22 protein-coding genes and 2 tRNA genes are annotated in these 22,383 nt (G+C 68.4%); 5 read left to right on the top strand and 19 right to left on the bottom strand.

What is annotated here, in order from left to right; genetic code table 11:
• Window position 1 precedes the first annotated feature (1 nt).
• The 5 genes from ACZ7NC_RS30740 to ACZ7NC_RS30720 are packed head-to-tail and all read right to left on the bottom strand — an operon-like array spanning window position 2 to window position 3,635.
• Window positions 2-1,270: a class E sortase gene (locus ACZ7NC_RS30740; protein WP_471492757.1), complete on the bottom strand. Its 1,269-nt coding sequence runs from the start codon at window positions 1,268-1,270 to the stop codon at window positions 2-4.
• The gene (locus ACZ7NC_RS30735; protein ID WP_471492756.1) at window positions 1,267-1,905 is read right to left on the bottom strand and encodes an aminodeoxychorismate/anthranilate synthase component II; all 639 of its coding nucleotides are present in this window, start codon (window positions 1,903-1,905) and stop codon (window positions 1,267-1,269) included. Before ACZ7NC_RS30735 ends, ACZ7NC_RS30740 begins: the two co-directional genes overlap by 4 nt.
• The gene (locus ACZ7NC_RS30730; protein ID WP_164905044.1) at window positions 1,902-2,099 is read right to left on the bottom strand and encodes a hypothetical protein; all 198 of its coding nucleotides are present in this window, start codon (window positions 2,097-2,099) and stop codon (window positions 1,902-1,904) included. Before ACZ7NC_RS30730 ends, ACZ7NC_RS30735 begins: the two co-directional genes overlap by 4 nt.
• Before the next feature lie 18 nt (window positions 2,100-2,117).
• Window positions 2,118-2,840, bottom strand: a complete 723-nt coding sequence (locus ACZ7NC_RS30725; RefSeq protein WP_471492755.1) for a class E sortase — start codon at window positions 2,838-2,840, stop codon at window positions 2,118-2,120.
• Window positions 2,841-2,858: 18 nt separating this feature from the next.
• Window positions 2,859-3,635: a DUF881 domain-containing protein gene (locus ACZ7NC_RS30720; RefSeq protein WP_471492754.1), complete on the bottom strand. Its 777-nt coding sequence runs from the start codon at window positions 3,633-3,635 to the stop codon at window positions 2,859-2,861.
• A gap of 142 nt (window positions 3,636-3,777) precedes the next feature.
• Here ACZ7NC_RS30720 and crgA point away from each other — a divergent pair, with 142 nt between their 5' ends.
• Window positions 3,778-4,032, top strand: coding sequence for a cell division protein CrgA (gene crgA / locus ACZ7NC_RS30715; protein ID WP_471492753.1), 255 nt, complete (start codon window positions 3,778-3,780; stop codon window positions 4,030-4,032).
• A gap of 314 nt (window positions 4,033-4,346) precedes the next feature.
• Here crgA and ACZ7NC_RS30710 read toward each other — a convergent pair whose 3' ends face one another.
• Window positions 4,347-5,231 (bottom strand): rhomboid family intramembrane serine protease, encoded by an 885-nt coding sequence (locus ACZ7NC_RS30710; protein WP_471492752.1) that lies wholly within the window; start codon window positions 5,229-5,231, stop codon window positions 4,347-4,349.
• A 109-nt stretch (window positions 5,232-5,340) separates the two neighbouring features.
• Window positions 5,341-5,868 (bottom strand): peptidylprolyl isomerase, encoded by a 528-nt coding sequence (locus ACZ7NC_RS30705; RefSeq protein ID WP_471492751.1) that lies wholly within the window; start codon window positions 5,866-5,868, stop codon window positions 5,341-5,343.
• Window positions 5,869-6,194: 326 nt separating this feature from the next.
• Between ACZ7NC_RS30705 and ACZ7NC_RS30700 the strand changes: the two genes are divergently transcribed.
• Entirely contained in the window at window positions 6,195-6,908 is a 714-nt protein-coding gene (locus ACZ7NC_RS30700) for a DUF5324 family protein (RefSeq protein WP_471492750.1), read from the top strand.
• A 20-nt stretch (window positions 6,909-6,928) separates the two neighbouring features.
• Here the strand turns inward: ACZ7NC_RS30700 and ACZ7NC_RS30695 are convergent, their stop codons facing one another.
• Window positions 6,929-7,060 (bottom strand): hypothetical protein, encoded by a 132-nt coding sequence (locus ACZ7NC_RS30695; RefSeq protein ID WP_471492749.1) that lies wholly within the window; start codon window positions 7,058-7,060, stop codon window positions 6,929-6,931.
• A 128-nt stretch (window positions 7,061-7,188) separates the two neighbouring features.
• A tRNA-Ala gene (locus ACZ7NC_RS30690) sits at window positions 7,189-7,261 on the bottom strand.
• A gap of 181 nt (window positions 7,262-7,442) precedes the next feature.
• Between ACZ7NC_RS30690 and ACZ7NC_RS30685 the strand changes: the two genes are divergently transcribed.
• Entirely contained in the window at window positions 7,443-7,991 is a 549-nt protein-coding gene (locus tag ACZ7NC_RS30685) for a helix-turn-helix domain-containing protein (protein ID WP_471492748.1), read from the top strand.
• 174 nt (window positions 7,992-8,165) lie between these two features.
• A complete protein-coding gene (locus ACZ7NC_RS30680; RefSeq protein WP_471492747.1) occupies window positions 8,166-9,890 on the top strand; it encodes a protein kinase domain-containing protein in 1,725 nt (574 codons plus the stop codon).
• Window positions 9,891-9,983: 93 nt separating this feature from the next.
• Here ACZ7NC_RS30680 and ACZ7NC_RS30675 read toward each other — a convergent pair whose 3' ends face one another.
• Both ACZ7NC_RS30675 and ACZ7NC_RS30670 read right to left on the bottom strand, forming a co-directional pair.
• On the bottom strand, window positions 9,984-11,246 hold the full coding sequence (locus tag ACZ7NC_RS30675) for a hypothetical protein (RefSeq protein ID WP_471492746.1): 1,263 nt from the start codon (window positions 11,244-11,246) through the stop codon (window positions 9,984-9,986).
• 363 nt (window positions 11,247-11,609) lie between these two features.
• Window positions 11,610-11,738: a DLW-39 family protein gene (locus ACZ7NC_RS30670; protein ID WP_003999697.1), complete on the bottom strand. Its 129-nt coding sequence runs from the start codon at window positions 11,736-11,738 to the stop codon at window positions 11,610-11,612.
• Window positions 11,739-12,075: 337 nt separating this feature from the next.
• Between ACZ7NC_RS30670 and ACZ7NC_RS30665 the strand changes: the two genes are divergently transcribed.
• Window positions 12,076-12,453, top strand: a complete 378-nt coding sequence (locus ACZ7NC_RS30665; RefSeq protein ID WP_471492745.1) for a DUF6344 domain-containing protein — start codon at window positions 12,076-12,078, stop codon at window positions 12,451-12,453.
• A 150-nt stretch (window positions 12,454-12,603) separates the two neighbouring features.
• Here the strand turns inward: ACZ7NC_RS30665 and ACZ7NC_RS30660 are convergent, their stop codons facing one another.
• The 8 genes from ACZ7NC_RS30660 to gnd all read right to left on the bottom strand — a co-directional run bounded on the left by ACZ7NC_RS30660 (window position 12,604) and on the right by gnd (window position 22,379).
• Complete coding sequence (locus ACZ7NC_RS30660) at window positions 12,604-13,347, bottom strand: AAA family ATPase (protein WP_471492744.1); 744 nt, start codon at window positions 13,345-13,347, stop codon at window positions 12,604-12,606.
• Between the two features lie 112 nt (window positions 13,348-13,459).
• Window positions 13,460-13,536, bottom strand: a tRNA-Ile gene (locus ACZ7NC_RS30655).
• Between the two features lie 180 nt (window positions 13,537-13,716).
• The gene (locus tag ACZ7NC_RS30650) at window positions 13,717-14,505 is read right to left on the bottom strand and encodes a DUF3566 domain-containing protein (RefSeq protein ID WP_471492743.1); all 789 of its coding nucleotides are present in this window, start codon (window positions 14,503-14,505) and stop codon (window positions 13,717-13,719) included.
• An 18-nt stretch (window positions 14,506-14,523) separates the two neighbouring features.
• Entirely contained in the window at window positions 14,524-17,112 is a 2,589-nt protein-coding gene (gene gyrA, locus ACZ7NC_RS30645; protein ID WP_471492742.1) for a DNA gyrase subunit A, read from the bottom strand.
• Between the two features lie 42 nt (window positions 17,113-17,154).
• Window positions 17,155-19,215, bottom strand: coding sequence for a DNA topoisomerase (ATP-hydrolyzing) subunit B (gene gyrB, locus ACZ7NC_RS30640; RefSeq protein ID WP_471492741.1), 2,061 nt, complete (start codon window positions 19,213-19,215; stop codon window positions 17,155-17,157).
• Between the two features lie 482 nt (window positions 19,216-19,697).
• On the bottom strand, window positions 19,698-20,243 hold the full coding sequence (locus ACZ7NC_RS30635) for a DciA family protein (protein WP_471492740.1): 546 nt from the start codon (window positions 20,241-20,243) through the stop codon (window positions 19,698-19,700).
• Window positions 20,240-21,361: a DNA replication/repair protein RecF gene (recF, locus tag ACZ7NC_RS30630; RefSeq protein WP_471492739.1), complete on the bottom strand. Its 1,122-nt coding sequence runs from the start codon at window positions 21,359-21,361 to the stop codon at window positions 20,240-20,242. The genes ACZ7NC_RS30635 and recF overlap by 4 nt, the downstream gene beginning before the upstream one ends.
• Window positions 21,362-21,503: 142 nt before the next feature.
• The gene (gene gnd, locus ACZ7NC_RS30625) at window positions 21,504-22,379 is read right to left on the bottom strand and encodes a phosphogluconate dehydrogenase (NAD(+)-dependent, decarboxylating) (protein WP_471492738.1); all 876 of its coding nucleotides are present in this window, start codon (window positions 22,377-22,379) and stop codon (window positions 21,504-21,506) included.
• Between the last annotated feature and the right edge of the window lie 4 nt (window positions 22,380-22,383).

The raw sequence follows: 22,383 nt of genomic DNA, 5'->3' as shown, positions 1-22,383 counted from the left end.
CTTAACTGACGAGCGCATCCGGCTTGCCCTTGCTGCGCGGCCGTTCCTCGACCATCTTGCCCCAGACGATCAACCGGTACTTACTGGTGAACTCCGGCGTGCATGTGGTGAGTGTGATGTACCGGCCCGGCTTGGTGAAACCCGACCCCGGCGGAATCGGATCCAGCACGCTCACATTGCTCGGCGACGTCACCGGCAGGATCGACGCCATCTTGTACACGAAGTACTTGTCCTGCGTCTCCACGACGATGTCGTCGCCCTGAGCGAGCCGGTTGATGTAGCGGAATGGCTCGCCGTGGGTGTTGCGGTGGCCGGCCAGCCCGAAGTTGCCCGTCTTGGCGTCCGGCATCGCCGTCTTCAGCTTGTCCTCGCCGTAGTGGCCGACCATGCCCCGGTCGAGCACCTTCTTGTTGCTGATGCCCTCCGCGATCGGGACGACGACGTCCAGCTTCGGGATGTGCAGGATGGCGAAGCCCTGCCCCGGCTCGAAGGTCCCCGGGTTGCGCTTGCCGTTCGCCCAGTCGTCCTGGAGGCTGCTGGCTTCCTTGTCCGCCTGTGCGTGCGCCCGGACGTTCGTCCACCACAGCTGGTAGCTCACGAACAGCAGCATCAGCACGCCGGTGGTGATGAACACCTCCCCGATCGCCCGGCTGACGACGGTGGCCGGGCTGGCCTTGCGCGCCCGCGCCTGCCGACGGGCCTCCACACGCGACAGGGGAGCGCCGGAACTCTCCGAGCCTGCCTCGGCGGCCTCCGAGGCCGGGCGGGAACCGCCATGACGCCCGTGACGCCGCTTGGCGGCCTTTCTGCGGGCCGCGCGTCCGCCTGTCGGGGTGGAAGAGGCCGATGAGGCGGAGGAGGCAGGAGAGGCCGATATGGGCTCGCCATAGGGCGGCGGCGGATCGGGGACCCGCAGAGCCACGGTCTCGTCGTCCGCCGGGGGTATGTACGGCTCCGCGTACGGCTCTTGGGGCGCGGGGGGCACTTCATCGCCGTAGCCCTGAGCGCCGTATCCCTCGGTGCCGTAACTCTCGGCCCCGTAACTCTCGGCCCCGAAACCCTCGCCGCCGTACCCGACGCCGTCCTGCCCCTCGGCGCCCTGCGCCTGAGTGACGTAGCTCTCCCCGCCGTACCACTCCCCGAGCGCACCCGAGTCCCCGTACGGCTGCTGCCCGTACGAGGTCCCCTGGTCGCCGGCGTCGCCGTAGGAGTCCGTGAAGGACTCCCCGTACGCGGCGCCGGACTCGCGCTCAGGGCGCAGCGCGGTCACGCCGTGGCCCTGCCCACCACCGGGGCGAGCCCGGTCGACCTCGCCATCGCACCCTGGTCGCCGCACTCCACCAGCCAGTTGGCCAGCATCCGGTGCCCGTGCTCGGTCAGCACCGACTCGGGGTGGAACTGCACGCCCTCGACCGGGAGTTCACGGTGACGCAGGCCCATGATGATGCCGTCGTGCGTACGTGCGGTGACCTCGAGGTCGGCCGGCACCGTCTCCGGCTCCGCCGCCAGCGAGTGGTAGCGGGTCGCCGTGAACGGCGTCGGCAGGCCCGCGAAGACGCCCTTGCCCCCGTGCTCGACCAGCGAGGTCTTGCCATGCAGCAGCTCCGGCGCACGGTCCACGACACCGCCGTACGCCACCTGCATCGACTGCATACCGAGGCAGACACCGAAGACCGGCACTCCGGTCGATGCGCAGTGCCGGACCATGTCCACGCACACGCCCGCCTGCTCCGGCGTACCCGGGCCCGGCGACAGCAGTACACCGTCGAAGCCGTCCTGGGCGTGCGCGGTCGACACCTCGTCGTTGCGCAGCACCTCGCACTCGGCACCCAGCTGGTACAGGTACTGGACCAGGTTGAAGACGAAGCTGTCGTAGTTGTCCACGACGAGGATGCGCGCGCTCACTGGTTGTCCACCGTCACATCGTTGAAGGGCAGCAGCGGTTCGGCCCACGGAAAGACATAGTTGAAGAGGACGTAGACCACGGCCACGACCAGAGCGAGCGAGAGCAGCGCCCTCACCCACGCGTTCCCCGGCAGATGCCGCCAGATCCAGCCGTACATGCCGTCCCTTCCGTCGCACCACGGCACCAGACTCACGCCGTTACAGCCAACAGACTAACGGCGCAACGCCTTAGGTTTCCCGGCCTCCACAGGCTGGGTGGAGTCCAGATGTGCCCACACGATCAGCCGATGACTGTGCCCCCACTCGGGATCGCACGTGGTCAGGGTCAGATAGCGGCCTGAACGTGTGTACCCCGACTTACGGGGCACAGGGTCGATCACCTCAATGTCGGTGGGCAGTGTTTTGTAGGGGCCTTTGTCGATCCGATAGGTGAACCAGGTCGTCCCGTCCGTCAGCACCACCGCGTCACCCGGGCGCAGCCTGGGGAAATCCTTGAAGGGGTCGCCGTACGTACGCCGGTGGCCGGCCACCGAGAAGTTGCCCTTCTGGCCAAGCTGGGCGGTGTTCGCGTAGTGGCCGAGCCCCTTCTTCAGGGTCTTGGTGGCGGTGCCTTCGAGAACCGGCTTGTTCCACGTGAAACCAAGACGCGGGATGTACATGATCGCGAAGGGCTTGTCCGTGGCATACGGCGCCGGCTTCGGCGGACCGGCCGCCGCGCCCGGAGTCGCCGCGCCCGGACTCGCCGCGCCGCCGGGAGCCGCGTCGGTGGGGCGTACGGCACTCTGCGCCCACTGGTCCTGTAACTGATCGATCTGGTCGTCCATGACGCTGTCGGCCTTTACGCCGGTCCAGAACAGTACATAGACGACGAACAGGACGATCACCGTGCCGATGGTGATGCACAGTTCGCTGACGGTCCTGACGACTACGCGCACCGGCAGCTCCAGCGAGGCTCACTCCACGGGCTTGGCGTACTGCAGATCCACTGTGCCCGAGTAGCCGGGCAGAGTCACCGTGCCGTCCTCGGTTACTTTCCAGCCGAGGCCGTAGACATTGACGTACACCATGTAGTTCTGGATCGCCGGCGAGGCCGCGAGCGCCTGCTGCATCTTCTCGGGGTCACCGACGGCCGTGATCTTGTACGGCGGCGAGTAGACCCGGCCCTGAAGGATCAGGGTGTTGCCCACACAGCGCACCGCGCTCGTGGAGATCAGCCGCTGGTCCATGACCTTGATGCCCTTGGCCCCGCTCTGCCACAGCGCGTTGACCACCGCCTGGAGATCCTGCTGGTGGATGACCAGATAGTCCGGCTGCGGCTCGGGATAGCCGGGGAGCTTGGCGGTGGCGTCCGGCGGAGCGTCATTGAGCGTGACCGTGATCGCCTCGCCCGTCAGCTTCTGTGTGCCCGCGCTGCGCTCCAGCCCCGACAGCTTGTCGTCCTCCGCCTTGGTGCTGCCGTCATCCCGCTCGGCAAGCGCCTCCACATCATCCCGCAGGGCCGCGTTGGAGTCATTGCGCTCACCGTTCTCACGGCTGCGCTCATGGATCAGGTCCGAAAGCTTCAGTAGTGAGGCATCCGTGCGGATATTGGTGCCCTTGGCCGTGTCGAAGCTGGTGAAGAAAATCAGCCCGGCGAGGGCGAAGACGGCCGCGGTGAGCACCCGCACCGGCCGGAAACGGCCACGAACAGGGCTGGAGCCCGTCCCGGGAGAGTCGGCAGAATTGCTCAACGTACCCTTATCTCCTTCGGCGCCGCGGAAGCACTACGCTAACGGACGCCCGGGGGAGCCATCAGAGTCCCCTTGTACGCTGCCCCGGAGCCAGCCACAGTTCCCTGCGCGGCCACGCAGCGCATCGACAGGAGAGACTCTCGTGCCGAAGTCACGTATCCGCAAGAAGGCCGACTACACGCCGCCGCCGTCGAAGCAGGCGACCGCCATCAAGCTGAACAGCCGCGCATGGGTCGCGCCCGTGATGCTGGCCATGTTCATCATCGGCCTGGCCTGGATCGTCGTCTTCTATGTGACCGACGGTTCACTGCCACTCGAAGCGCTGGGCAACTGGAACATCGTGGTGGGCTTCGGCTTCATCGCCGCCGGATTCGGCGTCTCCACGCAGTGGAAGTAGCGGTCGAGGCAGCACTCGAACCGGCGGCCACCGCTCGGTGAACCCAGCTCTGCCCAGGGCTATCCGCTGAGTTATCCACAGCCGTTTTCCACAGTGGGGAAAAAGAAAGACGATCTGTGGATAACTCATCGAGTGTTGACGCCGGTGTGACGGAAGTACCGGTAAACCGCACGCTACCGAAAACTTGTTCGCCCCCTGCCTGACCTGCGGAAACGCTGGTCAGTGACAGGGGGCACAGTTGTTCCCACACAGTGTGCACAAGATCCGCCACACGCTGTGGACAACAGTGGGGCTCAGGTGGATGACCGCCCCGCTCAGGTGAGCTGGAGCGTTCTCAACGCGGTCATCAGCACGACCACGGCCAGGACCAGCGCACATGTGCCGTACTGGACCAGCGTCCGGCGCTCACGTGGGGCGTGGACCATGGCGTAGCCGATGACGACGCCGGCGACGAGGCCGCCCACGTGGGCCTGCCAGGCGATATTGCCCCAGCCGAACGTGATGATCAGGTTGATCACCAGCAGGGCGATGATCGGCCGCATGTCGTACTGGAGCCGGCGCATGAGGACGGCGGTGGCGCCGAAGAGACCGAAGACAGCGCCGGAGGCGCCGAGCGAGGCCGTGGTGGGGGCGACCAGCAGGTAGGTGAGGGCGCTGCCCGCGAGGCCGGAGCAGAAGTAGAGCGCGAGGTAGCGGACGCGGCCGAGGGCGGCTTCGAGGGGGCCGCCGAGCCACCAGAGGCTGAGCATGTTGAAGGCGATGTGCCAGATGGCCTCGTGCGTGAACATCGAGGTCACCAGGCGCCACCACTCGCCTTCGGCGACGCCTTCGGTGGGGCTGAAGGGGGCGGGGGGCCAGGCGCCGATGAGGACCAGGTCGTTCAGGAGCGAGGTGCTGGTCTGGACGGCGATGAAGACCGCGAGGTTGATCCCGATGAGGATCTTGGTGAGCAGCCGGGGGTCCGCGGCGATGGTGCCGCCGGCGAGGGTGCGGGGCTGGGCGGCGCTGGGGGCGTGTCCGGTGCCGGAGCCGCCGCGGACGCAGTCGGGGCACTGGAAGCCGACGGATGCGCTGACCATGCACTCGGGGCAGATGGGCCGCTCGCAGCGGGTGCAGCGGATGCCGGTCTCGCGGTCCGGATGGCGGTAGCAGACGGGCAGGCTCTGCGCGTCCTGCGGGCTGCCTGCCGGCTGGTCCATGAGGTCCCCTAGGTCGTCGTACGCGATGCACGTCCTCAATGCACCGCCCCGCTCATCCTTACGGACGAGCGGGGCGTTTGGTTCCCTGTGGGAGGTGTCGGACTCGGCCTCAGCGGGTCTCGACGACGACGGACTCGATCACCACGTCGTTGAGCGGGCGATCGGTGCGCGGGTTCGTCTGGAGGGTCGCGATGGCGTCGACGACCTTCTGGCTGGCCGCGTCGGTGATCTCACCGAAGATGGTGTGCTTGCGGTTGAGCCAGGTCGTCGGCGAGACGGTGATGAAGAACTGCGAGCCGTTGGTGCCCGGGCCGGCGTTGGCCATGGCGAGCAGGTAGGGCCTGTCGAAGGCGAGGTCCGGGTGGAACTCGTCCTGGAACTGGTAGCCCGGGCCGCCGGTGCCGTTGCCCAGCGGGTCACCGCCCTGGATCATGAAGCCGCTGATGACCCGGTGGAAGACCGTGCCGTCGTAGAGCTTGGCCGTGGACTTCTCACCGGTGGTGGGGTTCGTCCACTCACGCTCACCCTTGGCGAGTTCGACGAAGTTCTTGACCGTGATCGGCGCGTGGTTCGGGAGGAGCCGGACCTCGATGTCGCCGTGGTTGGTCTTCAGGGTGGCGTAGAGCTGCTCAGCCACGATCTGCCTTCCGTTGTCTTCCTGTGACCCCTCGATCCTCGCACGGCCGCCGAGCTCCGTCGCCCAGCTGTCGTTCACCGGTACGCAACCCGGCGCTCCGCTTGCAGAAAAGTCGTCGAGTGGGTACCTGGCAGGGGCGGGAGACGGCGAACCATGGCATTGTCGACGACAAGCCACCGTTGCACCGCATTGGTCCGTTATTGCGTTTGATCAAGTTCATCGGCACCCATATGCCCGCCCTCACATGCCGCACAGCGTTCCGGCAGGCATGATCCGTAAAAGGGTGGAAAGTCGAATTACCGTACGCCACCGAGGAGGAGGATCCCGTGACCCGCATCGACAGCGTGCGCGCCGCGACCGGCTCGGCGAAGGACAGCGTGCTGCACGCCGCGGAAGTGGTGGCGCCCTACGCCGACACCGCCAAGGACAGGGCCGCGCAATATGCACAGGAGGCGCGCACACGGCTCGCGCCGATGGTGTCGCAGGCCACCGAGCAGGCCCGAGCGCAGGCGCGTCTCCAGTACGGCGCGCATGTGGCGCCGTATCTGGAACAGGCTCGTGCGCATGTACCACCGAAGGTCGACCACGCAGCTCATGAGGCCGCGTTCCGTACGCGCAAGGCAGCCCGGCAGGCTGCCGAATACTCCCGGCCGAGGCTCGCACACGCGGCGGCCGTGGCCGGGCCCGTGAGGGACGAGGCCGCCGCGCGTGGCGTCGCGGCACTGGCCGCGCTGCGCGGTCAGGTCTCGGCCAAGGAGATCCAGAAGCTGGTCCGCAAGCACGAGCGGCGCGCCAAGGCCGGTCGTGCCGTGAAGGTGCTGGCGGTGCTCGGTGTTCTGGCGGGCGGTGCTTTCGCCGCGTGGAAGTGGTGGGACAAGCAGGCCAACCCGGACTGGCTGGTCGAGCCGCCCGCCGCGACCGAGGTGCCCGAGTCGGGCCGTCTCGCTGCAGTGGACGGCAGCGGCCAGTCCGGCCTGGACCCGGAGGTCCAGGCGAAGGAGGCCGAGGAGGAGGCGGCTCGGGGGGACGAGGGACGGTGATGTGAGGGGCTTTCCCCTCCTCACGGCTTCACGGCTTCACGGCTCTCCAGGAACGGCAGGAACGGCAGGAACGGCAGGAACGGCAGGAACGGCAGGAACGGCAGGAACGGCAGGAACGATGGGTGGTGTGCGCCCCGGCGGGCGCACACCACCTTTTCTCATGCCGACTTCTCTGATGACGACCGGTCAGGAGCGCCTGCGTCTCCTCGGTACCGGTGGTGTGCCCGCGCATGCGAAAGCCCTCCGACCTGCGTTTCCGTAGGTCAGAGGGCTTGGTGTGTGGAGCCTAGGGGAGTCGAACCCCTGACATCTGCCATGCAAAGACAGCGCTCTACCAACTGAGCTAAGGCCCCTCAAAAGGAACGTCCGGCCGGAAGAAACCCCAGTCCGGCGGGCGCCCAGACCAGAGTACCCGGTCGCCCCCCGGATCCCGCAAAAGGATTGGGGGTCCCGGTAAACGACCACTCTCCGTAGGATGCTCGGCGTGGTTCGCTACAGCGAACCGCGGTTTTGGGGAAGCGATGGGGAGACGCAATGGACGCCGCACAGCAGGAAGCCACCGCAAGAGCGCGGGATCTGCAGCGGAACTGGTACGGGGAGCCGCTGGGGACGCTCTTCCGTAAGCTCATCGACGATCTTGGTCTCAACCAGGCTCGTCTCGCGGGGGTACTGGGACTGTCCGCACCGATGCTGTCGCAGCTGATGAGCGGACAGCGGGCGAAGATCGGCAATCCAGCCGTGGTCCAGCGGGTGCAGCTGCTGCAGGACTTGGCGGGGCAGGTCGCGGACGGCAGCGTGAGCGCGGCCGAGGCCACCGAGCGCATGGAGGAGATCAAGAAGTCGCAGGGGGGCTCGGTGCTCAGCAACACAACACAGACGACGAACAGTTCGGGCGCGCCCACGGTCAAGCGGGTGGTCCGTGAGATCCAGTCGCTCCTGCGCTCCGTGGCGGCCGCGGGCGACATCATCGACGCCGCGGACACCCTCGCCCCCACCCACCCGGAACTGGCAGAGTTCCTCCGGGTGTACGGCGCCGGCCGCACCTCCGACGCGGTCGCGCACTACCAGTCCCACCAGAGCTGACCCGGAGGCCCGGTCGCCGAGGGGGTCGGTAGCCGGGCCGACGGTCTGCGTCCTGAGCGGGCACGAGGGGTCGTGCGGGGGAGTGCGCGAAGGACGGTCAGCGAGGGGGAGTCGTATCGCTCGTCGTGGGGGAAGCAAGGGGGGTAACCGGAGGGGGAGGAGCGACGCACAGCCATGGGTGAGGTCTTCGCCGGGCGGTATGAACTGGTCGACCCGATCGGGCGCGGAGGTGTCGGCGCCGTCTGGCGTGCCTGGGACCATCGCCGCCGTCGGTATGTGGCCGCCAAGGTGCTGCAACAGAGCGACGCGCACTCCTTGCTGCGTTTCGTCCGCGAGCAGGCCCTCCGGATCGATCACCCGCATGTGCTCGCGCCCGCCAGCTGGGCCGCCGACGACGACAAGGTCCTGTTCACCATGGACCTGGTGGCCGGCGGTTCGCTGGTCCATCTCATCGGGGACTACGGCCCCTTGCCGCCCTCGTTCGTCTGCGTCCTCCTCGACCAGCTCCTCGCGGGACTGTCCGCCGTGCACGCGGAGGGCGTGGTCCACCGTGACATCAAGCCCGCCAACCTGCTCCTCGAAGCCACCGGCACGGGTCGCCCGCGGCTGCGGCTGTCCGACTTCGGCATCGCCATGCGGCTCGGTGAGCCGCGCCTGACCGAGACCAACCTCGTGGTGGGGACGCCCGGTTACCTGGCACCCGAGCAACTCATGGGAGCGGAGCCGGACTTCCCCGCCGATCTGTTCGCCGTGGGGCTGGTCGCGTTGTATCTGCTGGAGGGCGCCAAGCCGGACGCCAAGGCGCTCGTCCAGTACTTCAGCGCGCACGGAACGCCCGGTGCGCCCCAGGGCATTCCGGAACCGCTCTGGCAGGTCGTGGCCTCGCTGCTGCAGCCGGATCCGCACGCGCGGTTCCGTACGGCGACGGGTGCGCGCAAGGCCCTTGCCGTGGCCGTCGAGCTGCTGCCGGAACCCGGTCCCGACGACGAGATCATCGAGATCTTCGACCAACTCGGGCCACTTCCACCGGGGTTCACGTCGAACGGGCCGCTCAAACAGGCGCCGGGGATCGAAGGGGGGAGGGGCGGCTCTGGGCGGGTCGGTGAGGGCTCGGCGGGGTCGGTGACGGGGCCGGGGGCGGCGACGGGGTCAGGGTCGGGGCCGGGGAGCCCATCGGGCTCGGCGGGGGTGGCGAGCTTCGCCGGGCTCGCGAACTCGGCAACTGACACTGGCTCGAGCGCCGTATCCCACGATCCGCGCCGACGTGTGGCGGAGCCGAGTCCGGCTTCGGACTTCACCCCGTCCGCGTCCGAGCCCACGCCGCAGTCAGGCGACAGCAGCGGTCCTCTCTCCATGTCGGACACCGGCAGCTTCCATCTGCCCCCGCCTCAGTCCACCGGCTCCTCCCCTCAGACTCCCCTGCACGCTGAATCGCCCCTGCCTCACCCCCACGCGACACCACCACACCAGGCCCAGGCACAAATCCAGGCCCAGGCGCAGATCCAGGCGCAAGGACACGGCCAGGTACAGACGGGCAGCCAGGCACACGACAGCGTGCAGCATCACTCGGCTCACACTTCCCCCTACGACACCACGCACGTACTGTCCTCCCCCCAGCCACGCACACCGCAGTACCCGGCTCAGCCTCCGACGACGACGCCGGCGCACCATCAGCGCGTCGATGCCTCTACTGCTTCGTACACCGCTCAGAGCCCGCAGGTTCCAACTCCGGCGCCCCCAATTCCGCAGCCGAGCCGCCGCGGCGGTCACCGCGCCACCCGACGCGCACCCCGACGCGTCGCCCGCCGCCCCGGGCCGCCGGCCAAGGTGACGGTGCCGCTCCTGCTGCTGGCGTTGGTCTGTTATGCCGTGGGGTTCTGGGCACTGGCCCACATCTGAGTTCACGGTCGGCCTGAGTTCACGGTCGGCCTGGGCTCACGGTCGGCCTGGGTTCACGGTTGGCCTGGATTCACGGTCGGCCTGGATTCACGGTCAGCCCGCAACCCTCCGCCGAGCCACCACCATCCACACCCCCAACACCACCAGCACCAACGTCCCCGCCCCGATCCCGCTCACCGCGAGCACGGTCATCGCAGCGCCCCCGCCACCCCCGGCTCCGGCCGCGCCGCCCGCGGCCGCCTCCCGCTCCGCCGCCGAGACCTGGAACACATTCCCCGGCTCGGACTCCCCCGCATAACCGGGACCGGCCTGCCCCGTACCCTCCTCCCGCACGCGCAGCGTCAGCTCGAACGGCCCCTCGCCGTATCTCTCCGCCACCTCGGCCGCCAGGTGCACCACGAGGTAGTAGGAACCGGCGAACCGCATGGCGCTGAGCCGGTCGGGGCCGGCGTACCGGTTCTCGTACGCGACCGGCGGCAAGGGGTCGAGTTCGGCGGCCTTCCGCCGGCCGTTGTAGTTGGCGCTCGCGTCGTCGACGAAGCCGCGGACGGGGTTGTAGAGCGAGACGTTCAGGGCGCCGACCGCGTAGCCGTCGCCACTGTTCGAGCTGCCGAGTTCGGCGGTGGCGTACAACTGGCGGCCCCAGTCGAGCGGCACCTTGTAGAAGAGCGTCCGCCCGGGCTCGATGTCGGCGGTCCAGACGCCCTGGCCGACAGAGACCGCGGAAGCGAAGCCGGAGCCGCCCTCGCGGTGCTCGCCGTCGCCGGGGAGGGGAGCGGGTGAGGCGGAGTCCCAGACCTCGGGTGCGCTCGTCTCGCCGGTCTGCTTCAGGGGCGGCTCGGAGGCGGCGAAGAGCTCCAGGCCCCAGGTATCCGGTGCGGACTCCGCCGTACCGGTGCGTTCGACGATCACGTCATAGGTGCCCGCGATCTCGCAGCGAGGCCGGTTGACGGACGTCTCCCGCGCGCCCCATGCCGCAATCGGACGCGGGCTGTGGACGACGCCGAAGGTCTGGGTGTCCTGGGAACAGACATGGCCGACCGCGTCCCGCACGGACACCTTGATGCCGTCGCCCGCGTAGATCGTGCTGCCGAGCGGGGGGACAGCGGTCACGGACACGTACACGTCCGAGGTGGCGTCGAGATCGAGGCGATAGTGGATCTCTGCCTCACTGGGCAGGGAGCTCTTGTACCGCGTGCCCGGTGTGAGGGGTACGGCGTCCGCGCTGCTGGTCGCGCCTGTGACGGCGCGGGCGTCCGGTGCGAAGGCGTAGGGGCCGGGAGTCCCGGCGGCTTGCGCGGGCAGACCCGGCAGAACAGCCGTCGTGCAGATCAGCAGCCCCGCCACGACGGCCACACGCGCGCGTGCCGAGGTATGACCGCGCCACATCCTCGCGGGGCGCCGCATCCTCGGGGACCGCCGCACCCTCGGGGACCGCCGCCTCACAGCGCGGAGCATCCTCGCGGTGCGCCACCGCGCCGCACGCCGCCGCCTCATCACGCGCCACTCCTCGTCACCGTCGGACCATGGACCGTCGCCCATCCTGCCCAGCCCGGTCGCGCGTCACCCCCGCAATCCGTACGACAGTCCGAAACACCCGGCTCTAGGACCTGCGCGTCGCTTCCGCAACTCGAAGCCGCGGCACCCGACCTGCCGCCGGACACACAAAACCCCGACCGCTCGGGCGGCCGGGGTCTGTGTGCGATCCGTCGTGGTGGCTCACGAACCCGTGGGCACGGAGTCAGTCGCCTCCGTCCACAGATCCTGCTCGGCGCGATCCGCCTGGATCTGGCGGTACACGAGGAGCCCGCCGATGGCGGCCAGTGCGACCAGGAGAAGCTTCTTCACCGCGCGACCTCGTCTTTCTTGACGTAGGGGACCTCTGGCGCCCGACTATACACACCGGTCGATATCAATCGGTGACCTGCGTCGGCGCTCAACTGCCCGTCGCCACACCCCAGTAGAAGCGGATGCCGTCGCTCCGATCAGAGGGTGATCACACCCCGACGGACGGTGACATTTGGCACCCTTCCTCCAGTTTCGCTCACTCGTCGAGCCTCTTGCGCCCATTCGAGTGGTGTTCATCTGAAGATCGACGCGTCATGGGCGTCGGTACATGACTTCGCGGCCCCCATACACATCATGAGGAAAGTACGCAAATCGCCCAACCCGAAAGTGAGGGGCCATGACCAGGAACAAGGTCATGAACCTGTGGACAGCCATCGTCACCGCCTTTCTCGCGCTGTGCACGGCGCTCGGATTCGTCACCAACACCGCGGCCGCGGCCGTCCCGCACACCGAGACGAGCCGCCGGAGCGGAGGCGACGACAACAACCGCAGCGCTGAACTGACGGTCCCGGCGATGCCCCACTGGGCCTGGTCCTACGCCAGAGCCCTGCCCCCCACGATGAAGCAGCGCATCCGGGCCGAGGCGCACGGCAAGACACCCAGCTGCCGACACCGGCCGCTCACGGAGACGGAAGCCGCAGGGTCCGCATCGACCACCCGCGAATGCGCCCACGACGAAGCCCCGGAACGGCCACTCGTCCCGCATCAACGCTGAAACCCGGGCTCGCCCCAGGTATAGCCCTCCGCGAGCCTTGTCCCCTCTGCTCCGAACCCGCCGTCACAGCGAGCCTGCGTACACGGCACCCGCTTCTGACGGCAGCCCCTCCAGCAGTACTCCGGCGCGCTTCATCCGGCCCGGTCCGCCTCATCCCGGCTCGACGATGTGCCGGAGATAGGCCCAGGGATCGTTGAGGTAACGCCGCCAGTGGTCGACGATTTCCAGATCCCGCCAGCCGGCGGGACGCATTCCGTGGTCACCCACCTCGATGATCTCGGCGCCTGGCAGCGCCGTCAGCACAGGTGAGTGCGTCGCGCAGATGATCTGTGCGCCGGAACGCCCCAGTTCGTGCAGTTGCCCCACGAGTTGAAGACAAGAAGCGAAGGACAGCGCGGCCTCGGGCTCGTCAAGGACGTACAGCCCAGGCTCCTGAAACCGCTCGCGGAAGGCCATCAGAAAGCCCTCGCCGTGGCTCATCTCGTCCGCGGCCCCGGACAGCCTTCCGGACTTCTGCTCCCGGCCCAGCGCGTCCAGCGCCGTCTCCGCCCGCAGGAAGAAGCCCCTGCGGCGCGTACGAGGCCCGCGCAGCATGCGGCGGCCGGCCGCCGTCGCCTCGAACCGTATCCGCCCGCCCAGGGCCGACGGCTCACGCCAACTCGCGTACTTGTAGCCCGCGGATCCGCCCCATGAGTCCAGGCCGAAGCCCTCCGCGAGCGCCTCGACGAGGGTCGACTTGCCCGAGCCGTTCTCCCCCACCAGGAAGGTGACCGGCGCGGTGAATCTCAGGCCGTCATCCAGCAGCTGCCGCACACACGGCACGGACCACGGCCACTGGCCGTCCTCCCCCAGCTCGCCCTCGGCGAGATGCGCGTAAGCCCGTTCGACGATCATGCCGACCAGGCTCTCATCCGGCACTGACAATCGGCGGGGCGTGACAATCGGGCAGGCCAACTACCAGGGACGCGAAAAACCCCCGGCCCTGGTGGACTGGGGGTCTTTTCGCTGGTGGGGCTAACAGGATTTGAACCTGTGGCCTCATCCTTATCAGGGATGCGCTCTAACCAACTGAGCTATAGCCCCGCCGCGCTCTGCGGTGTGTGTCCCGCGCGCTGACTCCTGAAGATTAGCGCACGACGTGGGCAGTCCCAAAATCGGTTGTCGGAGAACCGTCAGGAGAGGTTTGAAACCGCCTCCCGACGGCAACCGTCGTCCGACCTCGGACGGCCCGCCGTCAGCCGACCGCCGCCGTACTACTCCTCGTCACTCGTCCTCCGCGAGCGTCAGCTCGACGCCGCCCACGAAGCCGGCGGAAAGGTTGTAGATGAACGCGCCGAGCGTCGCCAGCGCCGTCGCGAGGACGACGTCGATGACCGCGATGATCGACGTGAACATCAGGACGTGCGGCAGCGAGAGGAAGGACTGCAGGTCGAAGCCGTTCGACTCGTTGGAGCCGGTCGCCTCGGAGATCGTGCCGCCGACCGTCGAGAAGACGCCCATCGCGTCCATGACCATCCACAGCACCGCGGACGCCACGATCGTGCAGATGCCCAGCGCGATGGAGAGCAGGAAGCTGACCTTCATCACCGACCACGGGTCGGCCTTGGCCACCCGCAGGCGCGCCTTGCGGGTGCGCGGCGTTGTGCTCGCCCCCGTGCGCGGCCGACGTACCGCGCTTCCCGGAGCGGGCGTCTGGTAGGCCTGCGGCGGGTGGTAGGGCGCGGCGGGCTGCTGCGACTGCCGTTCCCCGGGCAGCGGTGACGCGGGGGCCGCCTGCTGCCCTCCCGCGGGCGCGGGCTGGGGCTGCTGCTGGGCGCCCGCGCCGGCCGCGTACTGCTGGGTCTGCGAGCCTCGGGTGTCCGTCACGGTTCCCCCCTGGGTTCCAGGTGCGTCGGGCGAGGAAGGGCCTTGCGCGGGCGACTTGATCGCTTTCAGCTGGGTGGTGTGCGTGTCGGTCGCGGGCGCGGCGGAGCCACGGCCGCCGCCGTCCGTACCGCCCGTAGAACCGGTCGAGGTACCGGACGACCCGGCGCCGCCCGTGGCTCCGCTCACGATGACTCTCTCCTCGTGCTACTCGGCCGAGGGTGCGTCACCCTCGTCCGTGCCGGTGGTCGCGGCCCCCTCGGCGGTCTCGTCGACGGCCACGTCGCCGTCGACTTCCTCCGCCTCGCGTCCCGCCTCGGCGTTACGTGCGACACCGACGACGGCATCGCGCTTGCCCAGGTTGATCAGTTGGACGCCCATGGTGTCACGGCCCGTCTCCCTGATCTCGTTGACTCGCGTACGAATCACACCGCCGCCCAGCGTGATGGCGAGGATCTCGTCGGTCTCCTCGACCACCAGCGCGCCGACGAGAGAGCCGCGGTCCTCGACGATCTTGGCGGCCTTGATGCCGAGGCCGCCGCGACCCTGGACGCGGTACTCGTCGACCGCGGTCCGCTTCGCGTACCCGCCGTCGGTGGCAGTGAACACGAACGTACCGGGTCGAACAACATTCATCGAGAGCAGCTCGTCTCCCTCGCGGAAGCTCATGCCCTTGACACCCGAGGTGGCGCGGCCCATGGGGCGCAGCGACTCGTCCGTGGCGGTGAACCTGATCGACTGTGCCTTCTTGCTGATCAGAAGCAGATCGTCGTCGGCCGAAACGAGTTCGGCACCGATCAGTTCGTCATCGGAACCGTCCTCCATCTCACGGAGGTTGATCGCGATGACACCGCCGGAGCGCGGCGAATCGTAATCCTTCAGAGGCGTCTTCTTCACCAGGCCCGCCTTGGTGGCGAGCACGAGGTACGGCACCGCCTCGTAGTCGCGGATGGCGAGGATCTCGGCGATGGCCTCGTCGGGCTGGAAGGCCAGCAGGTTGGCGACGTGCTGTCCGCGCGCGTCCCGGCCGGCGTCGGGGAGCTCGTACGCCTTCGCGCGGTACACCCGGCCCTTGTTGGTGAAGAACAGCAGCCAGTGGTGGGTCGTCGAGACGAAGAAGTGGTCGACGATGTCGTCTTCCTTCAGCTTCGTGCCGCGTACGCCCTTGCCGCCGCGCTTCTGCGCGCGGTAGTCGACGGTCTTGGTGCGCTTGACGTAGCCGCTGCGCGAGACGGTGACGACGATGTCCTCCTCGGCGATCAGGTCCTCGATGGACATGTCACCGTCGTAAGGCACCAGCATGGTCTTGCGGTCGTCGCCGTACTTCTCGACGATCGCGGCGAGCTCCGCGCTGACGATGCCGCGCTGGCGGACCGGCGAGGCCAGGATCTCGTTGTACTCGGTGATCTTCGCCTGGAGTTCGTCGTGCTCCTGGATGATCTTCTGGCGCTCCAGGGCGGCCAGTCGGCGCAGCTGCATCTCGAGGATGGCGTTGGCCTGGATCTCGTCGATCTCCAGGAGCTCCATCAGGCCCCCGCGCGCGATCTCGACCGTGTCACTGCGCCGGATCAGCGCGATGACCTCGTCGATGGCGTCCAGGGCCTTGAGGAGGCCGCGCAGGATGTGCGCCCGCTCCTCGGCCTTGCGCAGCCGGAAGCGCGTACGGCGGACGATGACCTCGATCTGGTGCGTCACCCAGTGACGGATGAACGCGTCCAGGGAGAGGGTGCGCGGGACGCCGTCGACCAGCGCCAGCATGTTGGCGCCGAAGTTCGTCTGCAGGTCCGTGTGCTTGTAGAGGTTGTTCAGTACGACCTTGGCGACCGCGTCCCTCTTGAGCACGATGACGAGACGCTGACCCGTACGGGAGCTGGTCTCGTCCCGGACGTCGGCGATGCCGCCGATCTTGCCGTCCTTCACCAGGTCGGCGATCTTCTGCGCGAGGTTGTCCGGGTTGACCTGGTACGGCAGCTCCGTGACCACCAGGCACTGGCGGTTCTGGATCTCCTCGACCTCGACGACAGCGCGCATGGTGATGGAGCCGCGGCCGGTGCGGTACGCCTCTTCGATGCCCTTGCGGCCCACCACAAGGGCGCCCGTCGGGAAATCGGGGCCCTTGATGCGCTCGATAAGGGCTTCCAGGAGCTCCTCGTGCGTCGCCTCGGGGTTCTCCAGGTACCACTGGGCGCCGGCCGCGACCTCGCGCAGGTTGTGCGGCGGGATGTTGGTCGCCATGCCGACCGCGATACCGGCCGAGCCGTTGATCAGCAGGTTCGGGAAGCGGGAGGGCAGGACGGTCGGCTCCTGCGAGCGGCCGTCGTAGTTGTCCGTGAAGTCGACGGTCTCCTCGTCGATGTCACGGACCATCTCCATCGACAGCGGCGCCATCTTGCACTCGGTGTAGCGCATGGCCGCCGCCGGGTCGTTGCCCGGAGAGCCGAAGTTGCCGTTGGAGTCGACGAGTGGCATCCGCATCGACCACGGCTGGGCGAGACGGACCAGGGCGTCGTAGATCGAGGAGTCGCCGTGGGGGTGGTAGTTACCCATGACGTCGCCGACCACGCGCGCGCACTTGTAGAAGCCGCGCTCGGGGCGGTAGCCGCCGTCGTACATGGCGTACAGGACGCGGCGGTGGACTGGCTTGAGGCCGTCGCGGACGTCCGGCAGCGCACGCGAGACGATGACGGACATCGCGTAGTCGAGGTAGGAGCGCTGCATCTCCGTCTCGAGCCCGACGGGCTCGACACGCAGGATCTGTCCCTCGTCAGGAGTGACGGGAGTGTTCTCGTCGGTCATTGCTGGTGAAGGTCCTTCCTGGTGCGGTCAGCTGAGACCGACTCAGATGTCGAGGAAGCGGACGTCCTTGGCGTTGCGCTGGATGAACTGGCGACGGGCCTCGACGTCCTCGCCCATGAGGACCGAGAACAGGTCGTCGGCCTGGGCGGCGTCGTCGAGGGTGACCTGGCCGAGGACGCGGTGCTCCTGGTCCATGGTCGTGATGCGCAGCTCCTCGGCGTTCATCTCGCCGAGACCCTTGAAGCGCTGGATCGAGTCCTCGCGGACGCGCTTGCCGCGCTGACGGCCCATCTCGAGCAGCGCGTCGCGCTCGCGGTCGGAGTACGCGTACTCGACCTCGTCCCGGCCCCACTTGATCTTGTAGAGCGGGGGACGGGACAGGAACACGTGCCCGGCCTCGACCAACGGCCGCATGAAGCGGAACAGGAAGGTCAGCAGCAGGGTGTTGATGTGCTGGCCGTCGACATCGGCGTCCGCCATCAGGATGATCTTGTGATAGCGCAGCTTCTCGATGTCGAAGTCCTCGTGGACGCCGGTACCGAAGGCCGAGATCAGCGCCTGGATCTCCTGGTTCTGCAGGATCTTGTCGATCCTGGCCTTCTCCACGTTGAGGATCTTGCCGCGGATCGGGAGGATCGCCTGGTACTCGGGGTTACGGCCGGACTTGGCCGAGCCGCCGGCGGAGTCACCCTCGACGATGAAGATCTCGCACTTGATGGGGTCGTTCGACTGGCAGTCGGAGAGCTTGCCGGGCAGGGACGCGGTCTCCAGCAGGCCCTTGCGACGCGTCAGGTCACGGGCCTTGCGGGCCGCCACGCGCGCGGTGGCCGCCTGGATGCCCTTGCGGATGATGTCCACAGCCTCGTTCGGGTTGCGGTCCAGCCAGTCCGCGAGGTGCTCGTAGACGACCTTCTGGACGAAGGTCTTCACCTCGGTGTTGCCCAGCTTGGTCTTGGTCTGGCCCTCGAACTGCGGCTCGCTCAGCTTCACCGAGATGATCGCGGTCAGACCCTCGCGGATGTCGTCACCCGTGAGGTTGTCGTCCTTCTCGCGCAGCAGCTTCTTGTCGCGCGCGTACTTGTTGATCAGCGAGGTCAGCGCCGCACGGAAGCCCTCCTCGTGCGTACCGCCCTCGTGCGTGTGGATGATGTTGGCGAAGGAGTACACACCCTCGCTGTAACCGCCGTTCCACTGCATCGCGAGCTCGAGGGACAGGCTCTTGTCCTTGTCCTCGGCCTCAAGGTCGATCACGGTGGGGTGCACCACTTCTCCCTTGCGGGAGTTGAGGTACTTCACGAAGTCGACGATGCCGCCCTCGTAGTGGTACGAGACCGTCTTGACCTCGTGCTTCTCGTCCTCGCCCGCCTCGTCCGCACCGGCGGTGGCCTTCGCCGACTCGCGCTCGTCGGTGAGGTTGATGCGCAGCCCCTTGTTGAGGAACGCCATCTCCTGGAAGCGCCGGGAGAGCGTCTCGAAGGAGTACTCGGTGGTCTCGAAGATGTCCGGGTCGGCCCAGAAGGTGACCGAGGTGCCGTGCTCGTCCGTGGCCTCGTGCTTGGCAAGCGGGGCCGTCGGGACGCCCAACTTGTAGTCCTGCGTCCACCGGTAGCCGTCGGTCTTGATCTCGACGGAGACCTTGGTCGACAGAGCGTTCACGACGGAGACACCCACGCCGTGCAGACCGCCGGAGACCGCGTAACCGCCGCCCCCGAACTTTCCGCCCGCGTGCAGGACCGTCAGCACCACCTCGACGGCCGGCTTGCCCTCGGAGGGGACGATGCCGACCGGGATGCCACGGCCGTTGTCCACGACCCGTACGCCACCGTCGGCGAGGATCGTCACGTCGATCGTGTCCGCGTGCCCGGCCAGCGCCTCGTCGACGGAGTTGTCGACGACCTCCTGCACCAGGTGGTGGAGTCCACGCTCACCGGTCGAGCCGATGTACATGCCGGGTCGCTTGCGGACCGCGTCCAGACCCTCGAGGACGGTGATGGCGCTGGCGTCGTACGAGGCGGTGACCTCGCCGTTCGACGGGGTCACCGCGCCGTTGGCGCCGGCTTCGGTGGACGGGATGTTCTCGTTGGGGTTGCCGGAATCGGCCACGAAGCGCCCTTTCTGGCACAGCACGAGCCAGGCTCGTCGGCGGGTTGCCGGAGCGGCTGCGGCATGTTGCGTTGGTAAGCCTTGATCAGCGTTGCTCAGCTTTTCCCGGACGGTCCCCACGATTGGGGCGGGATTGGGCTCCAGTCTACCGGTAGCGCCGACAGTGATGGGGGTTTGCCGGTACCTGAGTCCGCATGTGCCGCCCTGAACCTGCCTCTTCCGACTCCCGATATGCGGATGGGGGCTCCAAGAGGCTCACAGAGCCACTCAGCGCTTCCGGCCGTCAACCCTTGGCTACTTCGGAGTCAGGTCGCGATTCGCAACCGCGTGCGGGTGTACGACGAGCAGGTCACCGACGGCACTTCGTGACCACCGGCGACGGGTGGTGTGATGTCGGTCACCTGTGGCTGGCGGGGCTTCAGGGACTGCTGTGACGGCGGCGCGGCAGGCGCGGCGAACCCGTCACGGCCAGGCCGACGCGGTCACCCGTAGGTGTCGCCGGGCCCCGTGCTGCCGGGCGCGCGCAGAGGGCCGTAACGGCGGGCGGGGCCGCCTGGGCCCTGCACCCTGATCTGACGCACGGCGCCATGCCCGAGGTCCTCGTTGAGGCGGGCGACCAGCGTCGGGGCGAGCAGCCGCAGGTTCGTCGCCCACGCCGTCGAGTCGCAGCGCACGACCAGGACCCGCTCGTCCTCGTCGTACTTCTCCGGCACGCAGTGCTTGGCCACGTCGTCGCCGACGATCTGCGGCCAGCGCCCCATCACACCGCCCACCGCGGCCGGGGTCTCCCAACCGCGCTCGGTGATCAAGCGGTTAATGGCGGCACCGAGCGCCAGGGGATCGCGGCCGTCGGCGCGCGCCCCGGAGCGCAGGCCGCCGCGCCGCGCCTGCTTCTTCTGCCGTGCCGCGTCGCCACGCGCGCGTGCCTGTTCCTTGGCCGCCCTCAGCGCCACGCGTGCGAGGTCGACGCCGGAGGGCTCGGGGGTCTTCTTGGGCGCGGGGGTGTCCCCGGACGGGTTCTCGCTCATACGCGCTCCACCGCCCCCTCGGACACCGAGTACCGCGCCCCGGACAGCACGTGCGGTACGTCGTCGTCGACCGCGGCCGTCACCAGGACCTGCTCGCCGGGCGCGACCAGCTCGGCCAGGCGCTCGCGGCGGCGGGTGTCCAGCTCGGCGAAGACGTCGTCGAGGACCAGCACCGGTTCGTTGCCCTCGGCCCTGAGCAGGTCGTACGACGCCAGGCGCAGCGCCAGCGCGTAGGACCAGGACTCCCCGTGGGAGGCGTATCCCTTGGCAGGCAGCTGACCGAGTTTGAGAAGCAGATCGTCCCGATGCGGGCCCACGAGCGTGACACCGCGCTCGATCTCCTGCTTACGGGCCTCGGCGAGCGCCGCCATCAGCTGCTCGAAGAGGTCCTCGCGCGTGTGCGCCTCACCGGGAGCCGACGGCTTGTAGTCGAGGGCGACGGGACCGCCGCCGGGCGCCAGCTGCTCGTACGCCTTGTCGGCCAGCGGCTGGATCGCCGCGATCAGGTCGAGGCGCTGGGCGAGCAACTCGGCGCCCACGCGCGCGAGGTGCTGGTCCCAGACGTCGAGGGTGGACAGGTCCATGGAGCGTCCGCCGTGCCTTCTCGCCAGCGCGGCCGACTTCAGCAGGGTGTTGCGCTGCTTGAGGACGCGCTCGTAGTCGGAGCGCACACCGGCCATGCGCGGGGAGCGGGCGGTGATCAGCTCGTCGAGGAAGCGGCGCCGCTCGCCGGGGTCGCCCTTGACCAGCGCGAGATCCTCCGGCGCGAACAGGACCGTCCGCACGATGCCGAGCACGTCACGGGGCTTGACCTGCGAGGATCTATTGATGCGGGCGCGGTTGGCCTTGCCGGGGTTCAGCTCCAGCTCGACCAGCTGCTGCCGGTCGCCCTGCCGCACCTGCGCCCGGATGACCGCCCGGTCGGCGCCCATGCGGACCAGGGGGGCGTCGGAGGCGACGCGATGGCTGCCGAGGGTGGCGAGATAGCCGACGGCCTCGACGAGGTTGGTCTTGCCCTGGCCGTTGGGACCGACGAAGGCGGTGACGCCCGGGTCGAGCGGAACTTCGACCCGGGCGTACGAGCGGAAGTCGGCCAGCGACAGATGCGTGACGTGCATGGTCGTTCGCCGACCTCCCCCAACATGTGGTTCGACTTTCCCCAGTTGTGGACAACCGGGTCACTCCCGAGGGTGCCAGGGTGCCATCCCCAGGGTGTGGATTACTTCTTCTCGTCTCCGGCGGGCACTTCTGCCCCGCCGGTCACTTCTTCTCGACCGCGTGGCCGCCGAACTGGTTCCGCAGCGCCGCGATCATCTTCATCTGCGGCGAGTCGTCCTGGCGGGACGCGAACCGCGCGAACAGCGACGCGGTGATCGCCGGCAGCGGCACCGCGTGGTCGATGGCGGCTTCCACAGTCCAGCGTCCCTCACCGGAGTCCTGTGCAAAACCCCTGAGCCTGTCCAGGTGCTCGTCCTCGTCCAGGGCGTTCACCGCGAGGTCCAGCAGCCAGGAGCGGATGACCGTGCCCTCCTGCCAGGAGCGGAAGACCTCCCGGACGTCGGTCACGGAGTCGACCTTCTCCAGCAGCTCCCAGCCCTCGGCGTAGGCCTGCATCATCGCGTACTCGATGCCGTTGTGGACCATCTTCGCGAAGTGCCCCGCGCCGACCTTGCCGGCGTGCACCGCACCGAAGTCGCCCTCCGGCTTGAGGGCGTCGAATATCGGCTGCACCTTGGCGACGTTCTCCGCGTCGCCGCCGTACATCAGCGCATAGCCGTTCTCCAGGCCCCATACGCCACCGGAGACGCCGCAGTCGACGAACCCGATGCCCTTGGCCGCCAGCTCCTCGGCGTGCCTCTCGTCGTCCGTCCAGCGCGAGTTGCCACCGTCCACGACGACGTCACCGGGCTCCAGGAGCTCGGCCAGCTCGTCGACGGTCGACTGGGTCGGGGCGCCGGCCGGGACCATCACCCAGATCACCCGCGGGCCCGGAAGCTTGCCCACAAGCTCTTCCAGGCTGTGGACATCCACGAGGTCGGGGTTGCGGTCGTATCCGACGACGGTGTGGCCCGCGCGACGGATCCGCTCGCGCATGTTGCCGCCCATCTTGCCGAGGCCGACGAGACCGAGCTCCATCAGA

This window comes from Streptomyces sp. NPDC111802 (assembly GCF_055634335.1).
This window is presented reverse-complemented; position numbering and strand designations above follow the sequence as displayed.